The following is a 20378-nucleotide window of genomic DNA, read 5'->3' as shown; positions in this document are numbered from 1 at the left end:
AATGCCGTGAAGTTTGCTCATCATCGCCGTACCACCTCCCCCCTCCATCCACGTTCTCCGGTCCTGCTGCCGTTGGTGCTGGCCGTCACGCTGGCACTGGCCGCGTGTCAAAAACCGGCCCCGGTCGCCGATGCGCCGCGTGAAGTCGTCGTCCTGCCCGCACAAACCGATAGCGGCGCACAATTGCTGACCTTGCCGGGTGAAGTGCAGTCGCGCTTCTCGACGCCGATGTCATTCCGCATTGCCGGGCAAGTCATCGAACGCCGCGTGCATCTGGGCGATACCGTGCGCAAGGGTGATGTCGTGGCGCGTCTTGATCCGGCCGACGCCGAACACAACGCCGCCAGTGCAGAAGCCGACCTGGCCTCTGCGCGTGAGCATTTCGACGCCGCCGAAAAGCAGTTGCAACGCGACACCCTGCAAGCTCGCGACAAACTGATCAGCGCGCTGCAACTGGAACAAACCCAGGATGCCTATGCCGCCGCCAAGGCGCAGCTTAAAGGCGCAACGGCACGCGCTGCCGTGGCCGGCAACCAGCGCAATTACACCCGCCTGATCGCGGAACACGATGGCGTCATCAGCGCAGAACAAGCCAACACCGGCGAAGTGCTGGCTGCCGGACAACCGGTGTTTTCGCTGGCATGGTCGGGCGCCACGGATGTTACGACCGAGGTCTCCGAAAGCCAGGTAGCGAAGATCCGCGTGGGTGCACCGGCCACGGTCAAACTGACTGCGCTGCCTGATCAGAAATTGACCGGCCGCGTGCGCGAAGTCAGCCCCGCCGCCGATCCGCAAAGCCGCACCTTCCGCGTCAAGGTGACGCTGGAGACACAGAATCCTTCCCTGCGTCTGGGCATGAGCGGCGAAGTCTCCATCAATACATCTACGCAAGAAAAGACGGCATCCAGCGGCACGACCGTCATCCCGGCCACCGCGCTGTTCCATCAGGGAAATCGTCCGGCGGTATGGATCGTGCGGCCTGCCGACGGCAAACTGGAACTGCGTCCGGTCATCGTCAGCGCTTACGGCGAACGCAGTGTCACGCTGAGCGACGGCGTCGCCGGGGGTGAAAAGATCGTGGTTCAGGGCGTGCATACGCTGACCGCCGGCGAGAAGGTGAAGCCGATCGCGCCGCTGCATGCTGAGGACTTCGCACTATGAGCGCACCGGGACGTTTCAACCTGTCATCGTGGACCTTGCAGCATCAGGCGCTGGTCACCTTCATCCTGGCGCTGATCACGTTGCTGGGCATTGGCTCCTATTCCAAGCTGTCGCAGTCGGAAGATCCGCCGTTCACCTTCAAGGTCATGGTGATCCAGACCGACTGGCCGGGTGCCACCGCGCGCCAGGTACAGGAGCAAGTCACCGACCGTATCGCACGCAAATTGCAGGAGACGCCTGACGTCGACTTCTTGCGCAGCTATTCGCGCCCGGGCCAGTCGCAGTTGTTCTTCACGATCAAAGACACTGCGCCTGCCGCGCAAGTGCCCAAGACCTGGTACCAAGTCCGCAAGAAAGTCGGCGACATCGCCGCGACTTTGCCCAGCGGCGTCAAGGGGCCCTACTTCAACGATGAGTTCGGCGACGTCTATACCAACATCTACGCGCTGGAAGGCGACGGCTTCTCGCCCGCGCAATTACGCGACTACGCCGACCAGCTGCGTGGCGAATTGCTGCGCGTGCCGGGCGTGGGCAAGATCGATTATTTCGGCGATCGCAACCAGCACATCTACATCGATATTTCCAACGCGCAGATGTCGCGGCTGGGCATCAATCCGCAACAACTGGGCGACCTGATCGGCGCACAGAACGCGGTGGCGCCGGGCGGTCTGATCAGCACTGCCAATGACCGCCTGTATGTGCGGCCCACCGGGCAGTTCAACGACGTCAAAGCGATCAGCGACAAGATCATCCGTATCAACAACCGCAACTTCCGCCTGGGCGACATCGCCACCGTCACGCGTGGCTATGACGATCCGCAAGAGCAGCAGATGCGTTCCGACGGTAAGCCGGTACTGGGCATCGGCGTCACCATGCAACCCGGCGGCGACGTCATCCGTCTCGGCAAGGCGCTTGACGAAAGCACCGAAGCGCTGCGTGCGCGTCTGCCTGCGGGCTTGAAGCTGACTGCCGTTTCCAGCATGCCGCACGCGGTGGAAAAGTCGGTCGACGATTTCCTGGAAGCTGTGGCCGAAGCGATCGCCATCGTGCTGGTGGTCAGCCTGCTGTCGCTGGGTATCCGCACCGGCATGGTCGTGGTGATCTCCATCCCTATCGTGCTGGCAGTGACCGCGCTGTTCATGTACATGTTCGACATCGGCCTGCACAAGGTGTCGCTCGGCACGCTGGTGCTGGCGCTGGGCTTGCTGGTAGATGACGCCATCATCGCGGTGGAAATGATGGCGGTGAAACTGGAACAAGGCTGGAATCGCCGCCGCGCCGCTGCATTCGCCTACACCAGCACCGCCTTTCCGATGCTGACCGGCACGCTGGTAACGGTATCGGGCTTCCTCCCGATTGCACTGGCGAAGTCCGGCACCGGCGAATACACGCGTTCGATCTTTGAAGTGTCGGCGATTGCGCTGCTGCTCTCCTGGCTCGCAGCGGTTGTACTGATCCCGCTGCTGGGCTATCACATGCTCAAGGAAAAGCCGCAGCCTGAAGGCGCCGCGCAAGACGAGGAAGCGGATCATTCACACCAAGCCCACGAAGAAGATCACGATCACGCCATTTACAAAACCCGCGTCTACACACGCCTGCGCAGCATGGTGGCGTGGTGCGTGGCGTTTCGCGGCCGCGTGGTGATTCTCACAGCGCTGCTGTTCGTCGGTTCGCTCGCCGCATTCGGCCTGGTGCCGCAGCAATTCTTCCCCAGCTCGGACCGCCCGGAACTATTGATCGACCTGCGCCTGCCGGAACGTGCCTCGTTTGAAGCAACCCAGCGCGAAGCCTTGCGCATGGAAGCAGTGCTGAAGGGACGTCCCGAAATCGACCACGTCGTCAACTTCGTCGGCACCGGTGCGCCGCGCTTCTATCTGCCGCTGGATCAGCAACTGCCGAGCGCCAACTTTGCGCAATTCGTGGTGACCGCCAAATCGGTGGAGGATCGCGAAAAACTGGCGAAGGCGCTGGAGCAACCATTGCGCGAGCAATTCAGCGGCCTGCGTACGCGCCTCACTCGTTTGGAAAACGGCCCGCCGGTCGGCTTCCCGGTGCAGTTCCGCGTCAGCGGCGAGAAGATCCCTGAAGTCCGCGCCATCGCTGAAAAAGTCGCGGCAGAAATCCGCAAGGAATCGCGCGCCACCAATGTCCAGTTCGATTGGGACGAGCCGGCACAACGCTCGATCACGTTTGAACTCGATCAAAAACGCGTCGCTGAAATGGGTCTGACTACGCAGCAAGTGTCCAGCTTCCTCGCGATGAATCTGTCGGGCTACACCGTCACTCAGTATCGTGAACGCGACAAGCTCATCAGCGTCGATCTGCGCGCACCGCGCAGCGAGCGCGTCGATCCTGCACGCCTGAGTTCGCTGGCGATACCGACCGCTTCCGGTTCGGTGCCGCTGAGCACGCTGGGCCACATCCGCAATGAGCTGGAATACGGCATCATCTGGGAACGCGATCGCCAGCCCACCATCACGGTGCTGGCCGATGTGCGTGCCGGCGTCCAAGGTATCGACGTGAGCAACGCGCTGGATGAAAAGCTGGCAAGCTTGCGCAAGGAACTGCCGGTCGGCTATCGCATTGCCGTCGGCGGGCCGGTGGAAGAAAACGCCAAGGCACAGGCCTCGATCTCGGCGCAGATGCCGCTGATGGTGATTGCCGTGCTGGTGCTGCTGATGGTGCAGCTGCAAAGTTTCGGCCGCACCATGATGGTCGTGATGACGGCGCCGCTGGGCATGATCGGCGTGGTCGGCGCACTGCTGCTGTTCCATCAGCCGTTCGGCTTCGTGGCGATGCTGGGCACGATCGCCATGCTCGGCATCATCATGCGTAACTCGGTGATTCTGGTCGATCAGATCGAGCAGGACATCGGCGCCGGCCGCAAGCGTTTCGACGCCATCGTCGGCGCCACGGTGCGACGCTTCCGTCCGATCACGCTGACTGCTGCGGCCGCGGTGCTGGCGCTGATCCCGTTGTTGCGCAGCAACTTCTTCGGCCCGATGGCGACCGCACTCATGGGCGGCATCACCGTCGCCACCGTGCTGACGCTGTTCTATCTGCCGGCATTGTATGCCTTGTGCTACAAGGTCAAGCCGAGCGAAACCGCCTATGCCGATTCGGACACTGCATCTGAAGGGAGCCGCTAATGCGTGCCGTTCATTTACCCCCTCGCCGTTACGCGTTGTATCTGCTTGCGCTGACCCTGTCCGGTTGCGCACTTGGACCAAAAGGCATCGCGCCCGACATGCCGCAACCGGCGCATTACGGCGTCGAAGGCACACCAAGCGAAATCGGCACGCCGGACGCTTCCCAGAAATTCGTGCTGGGCGAACGCCCGGTACCGACATGGTGGGAAGCCTATCGTTCGCCGCAATTGTCGGCCTGGGTGGAAGAAGCGCTGGCGAAAAATTATTCGCTGTCGCAGGCTTCGCATAGTCTGACCGCTGCCAAAGAACAACTGCGCGCACAGATCAACGAATCGCTGTTCCCGACTGTCGATGCGGTACTGCAATCGAATCGCCAGCGTGCACTCGGCCTGCCGAACATCGGTGCGCCGACTAATCTGTACAACGTCTTTGCCGGTGAATTGAACGTCAGCTACACCTTCGACTTGTTTGGCGTGGAACGCTATGCCAATTCCGCGCTGGCGGCGCAGGTCGATGCGCAGTCCTACCAACTCGATGCGGCTCGCCGCGCATTGGCTGCCAACGTCGTGATTGCGGCAGTCAACGGCGCCGCGCTGCGTGCACAAGTGGAAGCGACCGAGCGGCTGGTGCAACTGGCGGATGCCGATACGGCGGAAGTACAGCGCCGCGTGGAGCTCGGTTCTGCATCAAACAGTGATCTGCAAAATGCGCAGGCAGGCGCCGAATCCCTGCGTGCAGGGTTGCCGGGATTGCGCACACAATGGCAGGCTGCGCGTCATGCACTGGCCGTCTTGATGGGGCGCACGCCTGATGCCGCGCCCCCCGATCTGGAGCTGGCCGCGTTGACGCTGCCGGAACGCGTGCCGGTAGCAGTGCCGTCCGACCTGCTGAAACAGCGCCCCGATATCCTCGCCGCCGATGCTGCATTGAAGGTGGCAGCTGCGCAGGAAGCACTGGCGACGGCGGAGATGTTTCCCAGCCTGTCGATCACCGGCTCCTTCGGCCGTGCCGGCTTCTCCTGGCCCAAGGCCACCAGCGGCGCGGGCGCGGTGTGGGGCATCGGTGCATCGCTGACGCAACCGCTGTTCCATGGCGGGGCATTGCAAGCCAGGCGCCGTGCAGCACAAGACGAGTATCTGGCATCGCAGGACAACTATCGCCAGACCGTGCTGAACGCTTTCCAGAATGTTGCCGACAGCCTGAGTGCGCTGACGCACGACGCCGATACGCTGGCTGCGGCAAGCAGCGCGCGCAAGCATAGCGAACAGTACTGGCGCGATGCGGAACGGCGCGCGGCACTCGGTGCGATTGCACCCAGCGTAACGCGGACCGGCGAGAAGCAATTCCAGAATGCGAGGCTGACGGAGATTCGCGCCGTCGCCACGCGACTGGCGGATACGGCGAGCCTGTTCCAGGCGATGGGAATTCCGCAGAAGGAAGAGAAGAGCGAGTGAGGTAGCAGACTTCAGAGCCGGCCCTCAATACAAGGGGCGGCTCTGTTATCAACTAAGCTTGCAGGAAGCGTTCGACCAGACGCGTCCAGTAGGCTGCGCCCACCGTCACGTTGTCGTCATTGAAGTCATAGTGCGCGTTGTGCAGCATCGGCTTGCCCGCACCGTTACCGACGCGCAGGAAACAACCCGGACGTTGCTGCAGAAAGTAGGCAAAATCTTCGCTGCCGGCAATCGGCGAGAACGACGGAATGATCTTGTCTTCGCCTACCAGCTCCACCGCAATCTGTTTTGCGAATTCGGTCTCGGCCTCGGAGTTGACCAATACCGGATAACCGCGGATATACTCAACTTCCGCCTTGGCGCCGTAGCCTTCAACGTGCGACTGCACCAGCGCGCGGATACGTTGCTCCAACAGCTCGCGCACCTCTTGCTTGAAGGAGCGCACGCTCAGTTCCATCGTGGCATGTTCCGGAATCACATTGGCTGCATGACCCGCATGCAACGAGCCGACCGTCACCACCGCAGCTTCCATAGGATCGATATTGCGCGCCACCACGGTCTGCAGAGCCATCACCAGACTGCTGGCGGTGACCAGCGGATCAATGGACTGGTGCGGACGCGCCGCATGGCTGCCCTTGCCGAGGATCTTGATCTTGACCGTATCGCAGGCCGCCATGAACGGGCCGGCCCGGAACATGAAGATGCCGGTCTCCACACCCGGATGATTGTGCATGCCGAAAATTGCGTCGCAAGGAAAGCGGTCAAACAAGCCGTCCTTGATCATCTGTTCGGCGCCGCTGTTGAAGCCCGCTTCTTCCGCCGGTTGAAAGATCAGATTGACGATGCCGTCGAACTTGCGCGTACGCGACAACTGCAAGGCCGCGCCAAGCAACATCGCGGTGTGGCCGTCGTGGCCGCAAGCGTGCATCTTTCCCTGTCGTTCGCTGGCGTACGACAAGCCGGTCATTTCATTGATCGGCAGGGCATCCATGTCGGCGCGCACGCCAATACTGCGTGTGCTGCTGCCGGCGCGCAGGGTGGCGACCAGACCGTTGCCGCCGATGTTGCGCGTGACGGCATAACCCCAGCCTTCCAGGCGTGCCGCCACCAGCGCGGCGGTATCGACTTCTTCATACGACAATTCGGGATGCTGATGGATGTGACGGCGAATGCCGACCAGCTCATCCTTGACGTCGTCCAGATCGGCGATCTGGCAAAACTCTGTACTCATGTGTTCACTCCGGAAATCGGTTATCAGTCCATGACCTTAGGCTGCGACTGTTTTATCTGTTCTCCGCGCCAGCACTTGCTCGCCCTGCTCCGACAAATCCCAGAACAGGCCGGCCATGACTTGCAGCGACTCGCGCGATACGCTGGCAAGTATATGCTCGTTGGGCGCATGCTGCGAGCAGGCCGGATACGAGTGCGGCACCCACAGTGTCGGCAGACCGAGCACATCGGAGAAGACGTCATTGGGCAGCGAGCCGCCCAGGTTTGGCAACAAGGTCGGCTGCTTGCCGCTGGTTTCCTGCATCGACGCCAGCCCCCAGCGCACCCATTCGTCATCCGGATTGAGGCGGGTGGCGGTGAACTGGATACCGGACAACGTGACTTCGACGTCGGTGTAGCCATGCGCGTCGAGATGCGCGCGCATGTTGGCGATGAAGTGCTTGTCATCGCTGCCGACCACAAAACGGATCTGACAATGCGCTGATGCGTGACCGGGAATTGCATTGACCGGCGCTTCCGGATTGCCGGTCTTGAAGGCCAGGACTTCCAGCGTGTTCCAGCCGAATACACGCTCGGCCGGTGTCAGGCCCGGCTCGCCCCAGTCCGCATCAACCTCGGGATCGTCAGGGCCGCCGCCGACTTCGACATCACGCAATGCGTTGCGCACGCTCTGCGGCAAGGCATCCGGCAACAGGCTCGGCACGCGGATGCGTCCCTTGCCATCGACCAGGCAAGCGATGGCATTGGCCAGACGCACGCCGGGGTTACGCAGCAAGCCGCCCCAGTTGCCGGAGTGATGACCGCCATCGCGCGAATTGACACGCAGATCAAAATTGCAGCCGCCGCGTGAACCGAGGAACATGGTTGGCGTCGGCGCATTTACACGTGGCCCGTCGGAGGCGATGAAGAGATCGGACTTCAGCTTGTCGGCGTATTTCTCGGCGACTTCCTTGAGTCCGGGCGAGCCGGCTTCTTCGCCCATTTCGAGGATTACTTTGACGTTGTAGCCGAGCTTGCCGCCGCGCAGTTTGAGCACTTCAGTCAGTGCCGCGAAGTTGATGGTGTGCTGCGCCTTGTTGTCGGCGATACCGCGGCCGTACCAGCGATCGCCTTCGACAACGATTTCCCAGGGCTTGAGGCCTTCGCGCCATTGCTTGTCGTAGCCGCGCACGACGTCGCCGTGGCCGTAGGTCAGCAAGGTGAAGGCGGCATCGGCTTCCAGGCGTTCGGCCAGCAGGAAGGGCGTGCCGCCCGGCAGCGGGTTATCGATCACTTCGCAGGTGAAGCCGAGACCTTCCAGCTCAGGTTGAATCTCCTGCAACAGGTAGTCATACAGAATCGGCCGGCTGGCAGCTTCCTGGCTCTCAGTGCGGATGGCAACGCGCTTTTGCAAGGCCGTCATGAAACGGCCGTCGTCGAAATAGGCGCTGACCTGCGCGATGGCTTGTGCTCTGCTCATGTTGCTTCTCCTCGGATATATAAATGAGATTCGATGAAATCAATACGTTGTTCTGATTGGCCATTCTGCAAAGCAGCGCGACCTGCCCTGCCCGCCGGCATGCGTTCTTGTCCATGCAGAGAAAGCTATACCGTTTTTTGTCGTCTGCTACCCGCTCACGGCCAGCTCCGGAATACCCAAGCCCGGCTCGGGCGTCAGCGCCGATGCCAGCAGCATGCGTGTGTAAGGATGTTGGGCATCGGAGAAAATCTTCTCCCGCGTTTCCAGCTCCACGATGCTGCCCTTGTGCATGACCGCGACACGGTCGACCAGATGCTCGACCACGCCGAGGTCATGGCTGATGAAGAGATACGTGAGGCCGAACTCGGCTTTGAGATCCAGCAACAGATTGAGAATCTGCGCCTGCACCGAAACATCCAGCGCCGACGTCGGCTCGTCGCAAATCAGAATGTCCGGTTGCAGAATCAGCGCGCGCGCAATCGCCACGCGTTGACGCTGACCGCCGGACAACTGATTCGGATATTGGGCATAAGTGCGCTCCGGCATGCCGACCAGATCGAGGATCTTGCGCACCGATTTCTGCTGCTCGGCGGAGCTGCCGATGCGGTGCAACTTCAACGGCAGGCCGACGATTTCGGCGACCGTCTTGCGCGGGTTGAGCGAAGAATAGGGATCCTGAAAAATCGGCTGGATGTGGCGCGCGTTGTCCTTGCGCAGCGTCGGATCGACTTCCTGTCCGTTGATCAGGACATTGCCGGCGGTCGGCTCCAGCAAGCCCAGCAGCATCTTGGCCAGCGTGCTCTTGCCGCAGCCGGATTCGCCGACCAGGCCCAGCGTTTCGCCGCGATACAAACGCAGCGACACATCGTTGACGGCCTTGATCTCGCCGGGCGCCTTGAACATGCCGCGTTTGAGCGCGTACACCTTGCTCAGTGCGCAGAGTTCCAGTGCGATGTCAGTACCTGACGAGTTGGCCGGGATTTCAGCTTGCACGAATTCACTCCCGAATTCACCTCTATTCATGCCGCCACCTCGCTCAGTTGCACCGCATCTGCTGGCACGACCTTGTGGCATCGTGCATAGTGAATCTTGTCGCCGACGGCCGTATTGACCATGGGAGGATCCTGCTCACACGTAGCATCAGCCAACGAACAGCGATTGCGAAAAACGCAACCGCTGATGTTGCCGACCAGACTTGGCACCACGCCGGGGATCGCTTGCAGCTTGCTGCCCGGCAGTGTCTTGCCACGCACGGGAATACAGTTGAGCAGACCGCGCGTGTAGGGATGCCGGGGCGAGGCGAAAAGTTGTGCGACGTCGGTGGTTTCCACCACTTGCCCCGCATACATCACGGCGACGCGATCGGCGATGCGCGAGACCACGCCGAGGTCGTGGGTGATGAACACCACGGCCGTGCCGAACTCGCGCTGCAGCTCGCGGATCATGCGCAAAATCTGCGCCTGTATGGTGACGTCCAAGGCGGTGGTCGGCTCGTCGGCGATGATCAGATCGGGGCCGCACATCAGCGCCATCGCGATCATGACGCGCTGGCGAAGGCCGCCGGAGAGCTGGTGCGGATACTGGCGCAGACGGTCTTCGGCATTGCTGATGCCGGTGCGGTGCAGCAGATAAATGGCACGCTCACGGGCCTCGGCGCGGGTGACGCCGGGCTTTTCCAGCATAGCTTCGCACAGCTGATTGCCCAGCGTGTAAGCCGGGTTGAGCGAAGTCATCGGCTCCTGAAAAATCATCGACATGCGCTGACCGCGCAGTTGATTCAGCTTTTTGTCCGGCAGACCAATCAGTTCAACGCCGTCAAATGCCATGCGATCTGCGGTGCAGATAGCTTTGCGCGGCAACAGTCCCATCAGCGCCAGCGAAGTCATCGACTTGCCGCAACCGGATTCGCCGACCAGGCAGAGCATCTCGCCGCGCTTGACCTGGAAGTCGATGCCGCGCACGGCGTGCAGCATGCCGTTTTCGGTCGGCAGATCGACGCGCAGATTTTTTACATCGAGTAAGACGCTCATCATCGCTCCCTTTTAGAACTCATTTCATCAATAGGTGTGAGTGCGAGCTTTCCCTGTTTGGGATGAAGTGCAAGGCGCGAATCGGGGTCAAGAGTGGGCGTCTTGACCTCGATTCGTAACGCAGCAATTCGCCCAAACAGGACGCTCCCTCTAGTTCCGACCGTCAGGCGCGTTGACGTCACGCAGACCGTCGCCGACCAGATTGATTGCCAGCACCAGTATCGCCAGCGCCACGCCGGGAATCACGATGACCCAGGGCTTGAAGAACATGTAGGACTTGCCTTCCGAGACCATCAGTCCCCACGACGGCGTCGGCGGCTGCACGCCGAGTCCGAGGAAGGACAGCGTTGCCTCCAGCAGAATCGCGTGCGCCATTTCCAGCGTGATGACGACGATCAGCGCACTCATGATGTTGGGTAAAATCTCGCGCACCAGGATGTAGGGCGTCGATGCGCCGATGGCTTTGGCGGCGGCGATGAATTCGGCGTCGCGCAGCTGTTGCGTTGCCGAACGCGTGACCACGGCGAAACGGTCCCACAGCAGCAAGCCGAGCAGGATGATCACAACCTTCAACGAACCGCCGACCAGCGAGGCCATCGCCAGCGCAACCAGCACCACCGGCATCGACAGCCGCGTGGTGATAATGTAGCTGATCAACGCATCGACACGACCGCCGAAGTAACCGGCCAGTACCCCAAGCGTGGTGCCGATTACGCCGGAAATCAACGCTGCTGCACAACCGATGATCAGTGACACGCGCGCGCCGTAGATCAGGCGGCTCAGATAATCGCGGCCGAGCTTGTCTGTGCCGAGTACATGATCCCAGCTGCCAAGCGCATTCCAGATCGGTGGAATGAGGCGCTGCGAGACATTTTGCTCAAAAGGGTCGTGTGGCGCCAGCAAGGGCGCGAACAGTGCAGCCAACACGATCACGGCGAGGATGGCAGCGCCCAGCACCAGACCGCGATGACCAAGCATGCGGTTGAGCTTGCGCCGCCATGGCGGAACCGGTTTGAGTGCAGTCTGCAGAAAACCGCTTGTCTGGTTTGCCGGGGTGGCCGGCATGGAGGAAGTGGATATAGTCGTCATGGCGATTCCTCAGCGGGTGCGGATGCGCGGATCGAGCAGCGCGTTGATGACGTCGGCCAGGAAAGTCAGGCCGATATAAAACATGGCGATGATCAGCACCACCGCTTGCACTACCGGATAGTCGTTGCGCGAGATGGCATCCCAGGCCAGTTGGCCGAGGCCTTGCATGGAGTACACCGACTCGATCACTACCGAACCGCCGAGCATGAAACCGAGCTCGACCGCAGCAAGTGCGACAACTGGAATCACGGCATTGCGCAGCGCATGCTTAAAGATGACCTTGCCTTTGCTGAGACCCTTGGCACGTGCGGTGCGGATATAGTCGGAGCCGAGCACTTCCAGCATGCCGGCGCGCGTCAGGCGCATCATCGCGGGCATGGCGTAATAGCCGAGGGCGATCGCAGGCAGGACGAAATTTTCCCATCCTTCGTTGCCGGCAACCGGCAGCCAGTGCAAGGTCACCGAAAAAATCAGGATGAGGCTGAGGCCGAACCAGAAGCTGGGCATGGCCTGCCCTACCACGGCGATGAGGAGTGCAACGCGATCCAGCCAGGTGTCGCGATAGATCGCCGCCAGCACGCCAAGTGGAATGGCGACGGCGACCGCGAGCAGCAAGGCGATGCCACCCAGCTTCATGGTGATCGGCAAGCGCTCGGCTACCATTTCCATGACTGGCCCCTGAAAGTAAAAGGACTTGCCGAAATCCAGCTGCACCGCTTTGCCGAGCCAGTCGAAGTACTGCGACATCATCGGCCGGTCGAGACCAAACTGCACGCGGATGGTTTCCACTTGCGTGGCGCTGGCTTCAGGCCCGGCAATTGCCGTGGCCAGGTCGCCCGACATGTGCAGCAATGAAAAACTGACGATGGAGACCGTCACGGCAACGCACAGGGCGATACCAAAGCGACGCAAAATGTAGATCAGCATGGCGACGGTCCTTCATCACAGTTGGCTAAAGCTTGAATACGGTATGGCACAAGAACCGAATAACTTGCGCGGCAGGGATTTGTTGCGATCTCTGCCGCACGGTTTAACGCTAAGACTCAGGTTCAACTTGCTTCTTGATTTGCTTCTTGATTCACTTCCAGCTCGCTTCATAGAAACGCGGCAGCTCGTCTGGATAACCCTGGAACTTCAGCTGCGAGTTGTAGGCGTAGAAGGTCGAGTAAGAGAACATCGGCGCCATGAAGGCCTGCTTGGAAATCGATTCCAGCGACTTCGTGTAATTGGTCTTGCGCACGGCCGGGTCGACCGAGTTGTCGGCAGTTTCCAGCCATTGGCGCAGTTGCGGATCCTTGGTGATGTCATCCGCACTGCCCTTGAAGTAGACTCCCGTGAACGCCGAGGCATCGTTGATCGAGAACGACGCCCAGGTCTGGAAGGTCAGCGGTGTCTTGCCGGCGCGGTATTCCGTCAGCAAGGCGGCGAACTTCATGTAATGCAAGCGTGCGCGGATACCGACCTTGTGCAGATCGCCGATGATGGCTTCGGCGAATTCGCGCTCGCGGTAGGCGTAGATCTCGGTGTCAAAGCCGTTCGGATAACCTGCTGCGGCCAGCAATTCTTTGGCTTTGGCGGGGTTGTAGTCATAGTTGATGACAGCCTTGGCATCGCAACCGAACTGGGTGCGGAAACAGGCGGTATAGACCGGCTGGCTGCCGCCGCGCACCAGATTGTCGGCGATGCCTTTACGGTTGATCGCATAGTTGACGGCCTGACGCACGCGCAAATCCTTGAAGGGCGAGTTCGGTCCCGAGGTGCCGGTGGCATCGATGGTCAGAAAGCCGACGCGCATGGTTTCACCGCTTTGCACGGTGATCTTGGGCGTGGTCTTGAGCGACTCGGCCTGGTCAGCCGGCACACGCCAGATCCAGTCGACGGCGCCGGTCATCAGTTGTGCCGAGCGGGTTTCCGGATCAGGAATCACGACGAACTTGATGTTGCCGATCTTGGGCTGGCCTTGTGGGCTGTCCTTGAAATAGTTCGTGTTCTTGACCAGTGTCACGCCCTGCCCAGGCACGACGCTGGTGGCTTTATAGGGACCGGTGCCGATCGGCGCCTTGCTGAATCCTTCCAGACCGAGCTTCTTGAAATAGACGCCGGGATAAATCGGCAGCGGACCGGCGAGATATTCCAGCGCAGCAGGGAAAGGACGTTTGAGGTTGATGCGTACTTTATAGTCGCCGAGTTTTTCGACGTCCTTGATCCAGTCGGTGTTCTGACGCGTGACAGCTTTGGATTCGTTGGACACAGCATAGTTGAAGGTGAACACCACATCGTCGGCGCTGAACTTGTCGCCATTCTGGAACTGCACACCCTGGCGCAGATCCATCACGAGCGCGGTTGGCGACTCCCATTTCCAGGTGGTGGCCAACTGTGGTTTGTACTCGCCGGTCTTGGGGTCGCGAAAGACCAGTGTGTCCCAGATCAGGTGAGCCAGAATGACGCCTTCGCGCAGATTGTTGTGATACTGGCTGATGTTCTCGACCTCGCTGTCGGAGGCGTACACCAGCGTGTCGTTGGCCTTGTTGGCCAACGCCGAAGTCGATATCGACAGCGTCGCTGCAGCCCCCGCCAACAGCAATGCATATCGTGCATTACGCATCCATGCAGTTCCGGATCCCTTGACCACATTCTTGTTCGCGTTCATTCCCAACCTTCCATTCAGAATTGTTTGAAAAACAACGGCATGAAACTCAGCAACAAATTGAGCAACAACATGAAGTGGATACTAGGTCGATTGAGGCGCTGCAACAATTAGAGAATTCCTAAGCCTGCGTTGCCGAAACGAGAAGGCAGGCTTTTTGCTTACGCGTGAAGGGTGGCGATGACATCCGCATCGCGTTCGCAAGGATCGACATGAAATCTCAATATCTGCAAGACACTGCGCTGCGCTATTTCCTCGAAGTGGTGCGTTGCGGCTCCATTGCTGAAGCGTCGCAACGTCTGAATGTCGCCAGTTCGGCGATCAGCCGCCAGATCAGCAGCCTGGAAGAGTTGCTCGACACTGTTCTGTTCGAGCGCCGGCCGCGCGGCATGGTGCTGAGCGCAGGTGGAGAAATGCTGGCCGCGCATGCCCAGAAGGTGAGGCTGGAAGCAGATCGCGTGGTGGCCGACCTGCTGGCGCTGAAAGGCTTGCGCAGCGGACGTATCCGGGTGGCGGCCTCGGAGGGATTCGGGATCGACTTCATGCCGCGGCTGATCCGCTCGTTTCAGCAAAAGTATCCGGCAATCCAGTTTCAGGTGTATGTGGGGCCGCCGACCATGGTCTCGCGCCAGGTGCGCGACGGCAATGCCGACATCGGCGTGACCTTCAACCGGCTGCCCGAGCCGGATATCAAGATCGTGCACCAGCAACCGGCGCCGGTGCTGCTGCTGATGCGCAACGGTCATCCACTGAGCAAGTTCAAGAGCGTGACACTGTCGCAGCTGCGGCCCTATCCGCTGGCGCTGCCCGATCCGGACACCACGCTGCGGCAGCTGTTCGATCTGGCGTGCAGCCGCCAGCAACTGGTGTTTGAACCGGTCCTCACCAGCAATTACATCCAGACGCTGCACAACTATCTGCTGGAGGGCGACGCCTTGTCGATCACCGGCGAGGTGACGGTGCGTTACCGTATCGCCAAGGGCGAGTTCACGATGGTGCCGATTCGCGACCGCGCGCTCGACGGACGCTACGTTGAGGTGCAGACGCTATCGGGACGCACCTTGCCGCGCATCGTGGAAATTTTTCTCGACTATCTGCTGGGCGAGCTGAACAAGGACATCTGAGTTCGCTGCAGCTCACGGGTACGACTCGTGATGCAGCTTATAAATGCAGCTGCGTGGTCGACAGCACTTCCTTGATCACCATGAAGGTGCGTACCTGACGCACCCCTGGCAGATACAGCAACTGCTCGGCATGCAGTCGGTTGAAGCTGTCGTTGTCCTTGGTGCGCACCAGCATGAAGTAGTCGAACTCGCCGGTGACGACGTGGCATTCCAGACAACCGGATACCTTCTGCACCGCCTTCTCAAAGGCAGTGAACGACTCCGGCGTGGAGCGATCCAGCACGACGCCGATCATCACCAGCGTCCCCGCATCCAGTGCACGTGGATTAAGCAATGCCACGATACCTTTGATCAATCCCAGTTCCTTGAGACGCTCCACCCGGCGCAGGCAGGCCGGCGCACTGAGATTGACCTTGGCTGCCAATGCCACATTGGAAATCGAGGCGTCGCGTTGCAGCAGCTTGAGGATGGCGCGGTCGGTACGATCGAGGGTGTCGTTGAAGGACTCTGTTTCAACGCTCTTGCTACGCAATTTTGTTGCTTTCATAGTGTATTTTTCAGAATAAAAATAAACACAAATTGATTATTGAAGGTTTACTCATCAAATAGTAGCGCAAGTTTGCAACCCTGATGCGCGCATTCATTTCTACAATGAAATCCAGCGCATATCGCTACACCATCACACGTCATCGCACATCACACCGATATCGGAGGAGCAGTCCATGCCGTCCTTGTTCGCCAGTGCCGATGCGTGGATATCCCCTCACTCTCCAGGAGCATCACGCATGAATCTGAAAAAATTCGCCCGCTATCCGCTGACCTTCGGTCCGACGCCAATTCAACCGCTCAAGCGCCTGAGCGCGCATCTCGGCGGGAAAGTCGATCTCTACATGAAGCGCGAAGATTGCAACAGCGGCCTGGCATTCGGCGGCAACAAGACACGCAAGCTGGAGTACCTGATTCCTGAAGCGCTGGAAGGCGGCTACGACACGCTGGTATCGATCGGCGGCATCCAGTCGAACCAGACACGCCAGGTTGCAGCAGTGGCAGCTCACCTGGGATTGAAGTGCGTGCTGGTGCAAGAGAACTGGGTGAACTATTCCGACGCCGTGTATGACCGTGTCGGCAATATCGAAATGTCGCGCATCATGGGCGCCGACGTGCGCCTGGATGCGGCCGGTTTCGATATCGGTATCCGCAAGAGCTGGGAAGATGCGATGGAGAGCGTGCGCCAGAGCGGCGGCAAGCCGTATCCGATTCCAGCCGGTTGCTCGGAACATCCCAAGGGCGGTCTGGGCTTCGTCGCCTTTGCCGAAGAAGTGCGCCAGCAGGAAGAAGAACTCGGCTTCAAGTTCGATTACATCGTCACCTGTGCTGTGACCGGCAGCACGCAGGCAGGCATGGTAGTTGGCTTTGCCGCCGATGGCCGCGCGGACCGTGTGATCGGTATCGATGCTTCCGCCAAACCAAAACAAACTTTCGACCAGATCCTGCGTATCGCCAAAAACACAGCCGGCCTGGTGGAGCTGAACTACGACATTACTGAAAAAGACGTCGTGCTCGACACACGCTTCGGCGGTCCGGAATACGGTTTGCCGAATGAAGGCACGCTGGAGGCGATTCGTCTCTGCGCGCGCACCGAAGGCATCCTCACCGACCCTGTGTATGAGGGCAAATCGATGCACGGCATGATTGAGAAGGTGCGTCTCGGTGAATTCCCGGAAGGCTCCAAGGTGCTGTACGCGCATCTCGGCGGTGCGCCTGCACTCAATGCGTACAGCTTCATCTTCCGCAACGGCTGATCGCCAGGCTTCATTCTTGCTTCACTGCGTTGCAATTGTTGTCGTGCGCGGCGTCCGTTGATATTCGTTACGATGGACGCCGTCCGTTCAAGCCGGTGTATCTGCACGTGCGTGCAGGGGAGCGCTCTCATGAATCAGGTAGTCAGTCCCGCCATAGCTCTGCTGCAGCAACTCGAAACCCTGCTGAGGGATCCGGTGTTGGGGCCACGCGTAGCCAGGCAGGTTGCGATAGCACTCGAAAGCGTGACTAAAGACCAGCGCGGCGACGCGGGCAAGGATGAGCATGAAAGAGATGACACCTCGCGCCGCCTTGATGCCGATGCGTATGCAAGACTGTGGATACCGGCATGGGATGCGAATAGCCCGGAACAAAGGGCGCTGATTTCTCTGGCGTCGATATAAGATCATGTGACAGATCGCGTCTGCCACATCGCGGGAAGAAAATACGAAACCAACAAGAAAACAAAAACGACCGGATGTCCTTCGTGCCTGCGCACTCAGACTATCCGGTCGCCATCGCGTTTTGAAGGCAGACAAAAATCGCTCCGATTTACTGCAATTGCGCGCCCTTCTTTGCTGGAACTGCCGCAATCGCGTCGTCCTTCTTCGCCTGCACTTCCACCACAGGCAAGCAAACTGCACTGGTTGAATCGTAAGAGATACCCTTGGCGTTTTTATCGCGCGGAGGCAACTGATAAGTCAACGCGCATTGTTCGTCTTTCTTGCTGCCCCATTTCACAACCAGCTTGCCTTGGTCGGCCAAGGCCGTACGAACAAAAATCCGGCCACCTTGTCCCGACAGACCGACAGAGTTACCCTGATCGTCAAACGCTTCTGCACCGAACGGGATTTGTTCACCGTTGGGCAACTTGGCCTGAATCAGCACAGAACGACCTGTGACCGTAGCGTATTTCAGCAATACAACCGCACCGGCATGTGGTGCAACGCGTTGGCTGGTGACGCTGAGCTCAACATCGGTTGAGGTTCCTTTGGGGTCAATGGCAACTTCGTTGATGCGGTAAGGCGTCAGATACGGAACAACGGCATAGCCGCGTCCATCGATACGCACGCCGGATGTATTGACCTGTGCATTCTCGGCTCCCTGCGCCTGAATGATACCAATCGTTTCGCCGAGCGATTGCGACAGCGTGACGCCACCGGCGTGTGCAACTAAACCACCCGACGCCTGGAACGACTGCGACGAGCCAAAACTGCCTTGCGTATAGGTTGCACCCAGATTGGCGTAAGGGGCGTTGTACTGGCCGTTGAGCGAGCTGGTTTTTGATCCGGAACCATCTTTCGACACGGTGGCGCCATATGCAAAGGCGTTGTCACTCCCAGCCGTACCGTTGACGGATGTTTGCAGACTGGTGCCGCTGCGTTGATCCCTGCTGACGCTGCTGCTGATACGCGGGGAATGTACTTCTCGTCCCAACGGGAAAGAAACGCTGGCAAAAAATAAAGTATTGGTCGATCCGCTCGTCAGATCTTTTTGACGCTGGATAGAAATATTGTACGCAGCAGGGCCCCAGACATTGCTATAGCCGAAATTGAATTGCGTATTCGAGCCTGGACGATTCCAGTAATTTTGTGTCGCGCCTGACAAATAGAGCGCGCCGTAATTGCTGCCCAAAGTCTGGTTAATGATTAATTGCAACTAACTACGCTGGCGGTCTTGCTCAGAAGTGTTGATATTCTGCGCGATCAAATTTTTTGCCGCTTGCAAATCCGATAACCGCAGGTATCCGCTACTGGAATAACGATAAGCAGCCAACGAAAAATTGGTGCCGGTGTCTTTGATGAACTTGCTGAAATCGATCTTCGCACTCTGACCATCGCGTATGTCGCTATCGGACACTTTTGCGTGAGAATGCGTAATACTCAGGGAGACCGCACCGAGCGGCGTGTTAAACGCCGATCCGCCCAGGATCGCCAGGTAATCCGCTGCGGCAATACCGCCTGTGAACAAGGTCAGATCATTGCTGATGCCACGCTCATACGTCCCTTGCACAAAATTGATCGGGTTGCTGAGTCCGACATTGCGCGTCCGGCCTGCCGTGACGTTGTAGCGTCCGACACCCGGGCGCAGCAATTGCGCGATTGAGGCGTAGGGAACGGTGAAGCTGCTGCGGCTGCCGTCGGCCTCCGTAACTTCAACGCGCAAATCGCCGCCAAAACCTGTCGGATACAGATCGTTGATTTCAAACTGCCCGGGTGCAACCGTGGTTTCGTAAATGATGTTGCCGTTTTGAGTGACGCGTACCTTGGCATTTGTCTTGGCAACGCCGCGCACCGTGGGCGCATAGCCGTTTTGGGAATCAGGCAACATGCGATCATCGGAAGCCAGACTTACGCCGCGAAATCCAACGCTGTCAAAGAGCTGCCCCGGCGTGAAAGAATCTCCGATAACAAGCTGGCTTTTCAACGACACGATATCGCGTTGCAAATAGGTCGAGACGTTCTGATATTCCAGAGTGCCGCTACTTTGCTTGGACACCGACGAGGAATTACGCAAATGCCAATCGCCTAAATTGACACCGCCATTGAGGCCCAGATAGTACGACGTGTTAGTGGCACCGCTGCCGCTGCTTCGAAACGCATTGAAGTTGTAACCCAGTATGCCGGCATTGACACCCTTGTCCCAGAGCTCGGGACTGATATAACCACGTGCATTGCGGCGCAAGGCGATCTGAGGAATGCTGATGTCCAGACGCAAGTCCGAACTGTCGTACGCTGCTGTTGCCGCAGGAATCAGCTTATCCAGCTGCAGACAAGCGCCAGGGGTTTTGTCCTGAAGCGCAGTGATTGTTGCTTCCGGCAATTTTTCAAAATCGACACCGGCCATCTCCAGCAAAGCCCGGTCGAAACATAGTGTAGCGCCTGAGTCGTCTCCCATCGTATTGCGAAAAGTGACTTCTGCACGTCCCAGCCACGCACCGTTGGCGTAAATATCCGAGCGATAAACTCCCGGCGTTACTGTATTGCCTTTGGAAAAGCGACTGATGTCGACGTTCGGAGCGCCCGGGAATTGCAAAAACTCATTGCCGAACTCCACTTGCGCCAATGGGGCAACAGTTTTTTGCGCGAACGACAGGTGACTCTCCAGCAACGCCAGAGCCGCAATAACTACACTGCACACAGGTTTTAGTGGAAAACTATCCCGAACTGATTTCATATGTCGCTGCCAATTAATTGGAGTTTTTAAGTTGGTTGGTGTGCCGATTTCATTACTT

Annotated in this window: 15 protein-coding genes and 1 pseudogene; 6 read left to right on the top strand and 10 right to left on the bottom strand. The window is 59.2% G+C overall.

The genetic code is table 11. The annotated features are described in order from the left end of the window. Positions 1–6 precede the first annotated feature (6 nt). From hmeg3_RS03905 to hmeg3_RS03895, 3 genes are read left to right on the top strand one after another with little or no spacing between them, the layout of a single operon-like run. Positions 7–1161 carry an efflux RND transporter periplasmic adaptor subunit gene (locus tag hmeg3_RS03905; RefSeq protein ID WP_232511855.1) on the top strand — a complete coding sequence of 385 codons (1155 nt, stop codon included), beginning with the start codon at positions 7–9 and terminating at the stop codon, positions 1159–1161. Beyond that, a complete protein-coding gene (locus hmeg3_RS03900) occupies positions 1158–4310 on the top strand; it encodes an efflux RND transporter permease subunit (protein WP_094562567.1) in 3153 nt (1050 codons plus the stop codon). The genes hmeg3_RS03905 and hmeg3_RS03900 overlap by 4 nt, the downstream gene beginning before the upstream one ends. After that, the gene (locus hmeg3_RS03895; RefSeq protein ID WP_094562566.1) at positions 4310–5764 is read left to right on the top strand and encodes an efflux transporter outer membrane subunit; all 1455 of its coding nucleotides are present in this window, start codon (positions 4310–4312) and stop codon (positions 5762–5764) included. The genes hmeg3_RS03900 and hmeg3_RS03895 overlap by 1 nt, the downstream gene beginning before the upstream one ends. 52 nt (positions 5765–5816) lie before the next feature. Here hmeg3_RS03895 and hmeg3_RS03890 read toward each other — a convergent pair whose 3' ends face one another. From hmeg3_RS03890 to hmeg3_RS03860, 7 genes are all read right to left on the bottom strand, one after another. Then, complete coding sequence (locus hmeg3_RS03890; RefSeq protein ID WP_094562565.1) at positions 5817–6995, bottom strand: M20 aminoacylase family protein; 1179 nt, start codon at positions 6993–6995, stop codon at positions 5817–5819. Between the two features lie 36 nt (positions 6996–7031). Further along, complete coding sequence (locus hmeg3_RS03885; RefSeq protein WP_094562564.1) at positions 7032–8453, bottom strand: M20 family metallopeptidase; 1422 nt, start codon at positions 8451–8453, stop codon at positions 7032–7034. A gap of 147 nt (positions 8454–8600) precedes the next feature. Beyond that, positions 8601–9476 (bottom strand): ATP-binding cassette domain-containing protein, encoded by an 876-nt coding sequence (locus hmeg3_RS03880; protein ID WP_232511854.1) that lies wholly within the window; start codon positions 9474–9476, stop codon positions 8601–8603. Next, complete coding sequence (locus hmeg3_RS03875) at positions 9473–10483, bottom strand: ABC transporter ATP-binding protein (RefSeq protein ID WP_094566121.1); 1011 nt, start codon at positions 10481–10483, stop codon at positions 9473–9475. The genes hmeg3_RS03880 and hmeg3_RS03875 overlap by 4 nt, the downstream gene beginning before the upstream one ends. Before the next feature lie 150 nt (positions 10484–10633). Continuing rightward, positions 10634–11572 carry an ABC transporter permease gene (locus tag hmeg3_RS03870; RefSeq protein ID WP_094562563.1) on the bottom strand — a complete coding sequence of 313 codons (939 nt, stop codon included), beginning with the start codon at positions 11570–11572 and terminating at the stop codon, positions 10634–10636. A gap of 9 nt (positions 11573–11581) precedes the next feature. Then, entirely contained in the window at positions 11582–12499 is a 918-nt protein-coding gene (locus hmeg3_RS03865; RefSeq protein ID WP_094562562.1) for an ABC transporter permease, read from the bottom strand. A gap of 151 nt (positions 12500–12650) precedes the next feature. Then, positions 12651–14177 carry an ABC transporter substrate-binding protein gene (locus tag hmeg3_RS03860; RefSeq protein WP_094566120.1) on the bottom strand — a complete coding sequence of 509 codons (1527 nt, stop codon included), beginning with the start codon at positions 14175–14177 and terminating at the stop codon, positions 12651–12653. 254 nt (positions 14178–14431) lie between these two features. On the opposite strand from hmeg3_RS03860, the gene hmeg3_RS03855 reads away from it, so the two are divergent. After that, a complete protein-coding gene (locus tag hmeg3_RS03855; RefSeq protein WP_094566119.1) occupies positions 14432–15343 on the top strand; it encodes a LysR family transcriptional regulator in 912 nt (303 codons plus the stop codon). 37 nt (positions 15344–15380) lie between these two features. Here the strand turns inward: hmeg3_RS03855 and hmeg3_RS03850 are convergent, their stop codons facing one another. Next, on the bottom strand, positions 15381–15890 hold the full coding sequence (locus hmeg3_RS03850; RefSeq protein ID WP_094562561.1) for an Lrp/AsnC family transcriptional regulator: 510 nt from the start codon (positions 15888–15890) through the stop codon (positions 15381–15383). 238 nt (positions 15891–16128) lie between these two features. On the opposite strand from hmeg3_RS03850, the gene hmeg3_RS03845 reads away from it, so the two are divergent. Together hmeg3_RS03845 and hmeg3_RS03840 are read left to right on the top strand one after the other, a co-directional pair. Continuing rightward, a complete protein-coding gene (locus hmeg3_RS03845) occupies positions 16129–17145 on the top strand; it encodes a 1-aminocyclopropane-1-carboxylate deaminase (protein WP_094562560.1) in 1017 nt (338 codons plus the stop codon). Between the two features lie 129 nt (positions 17146–17274). After that, the gene (locus hmeg3_RS03840) at positions 17275–17547 is read left to right on the top strand and encodes a hypothetical protein (protein ID WP_094562559.1); all 273 of its coding nucleotides are present in this window, start codon (positions 17275–17277) and stop codon (positions 17545–17547) included. A 148-nt stretch (positions 17548–17695) separates the two neighbouring features. Here the strand turns inward: hmeg3_RS03840 and hmeg3_RS25015 are convergent, their stop codons facing one another. Both hmeg3_RS25015 and hmeg3_RS03835 read right to left on the bottom strand, forming a co-directional pair. Beyond that, a complete protein-coding gene (locus hmeg3_RS25015; protein WP_232511984.1) occupies positions 17696–18031 on the bottom strand; it encodes a FimD/PapC C-terminal domain-containing protein in 336 nt (111 codons plus the stop codon). 84 nt (positions 18032–18115) lie between these two features. Beyond that, positions 18116–20200: pseudogene (locus hmeg3_RS03835) on the bottom strand (fimbria/pilus outer membrane usher protein); the annotation flags it as partial. Positions 20201–20378: the final 178 nt, after the last annotated feature.

It is taken from the genome of Herbaspirillum sp. meg3 (assembly GCF_002257565.1).
Lineage (GTDB): Bacteria > Pseudomonadota > Gammaproteobacteria > Burkholderiales > Burkholderiaceae_D > Herbaspirillum.
Note: the sequence above shows the minus strand (reverse complement) of the source record. Positions and strands in the feature narration are given on the sequence as shown.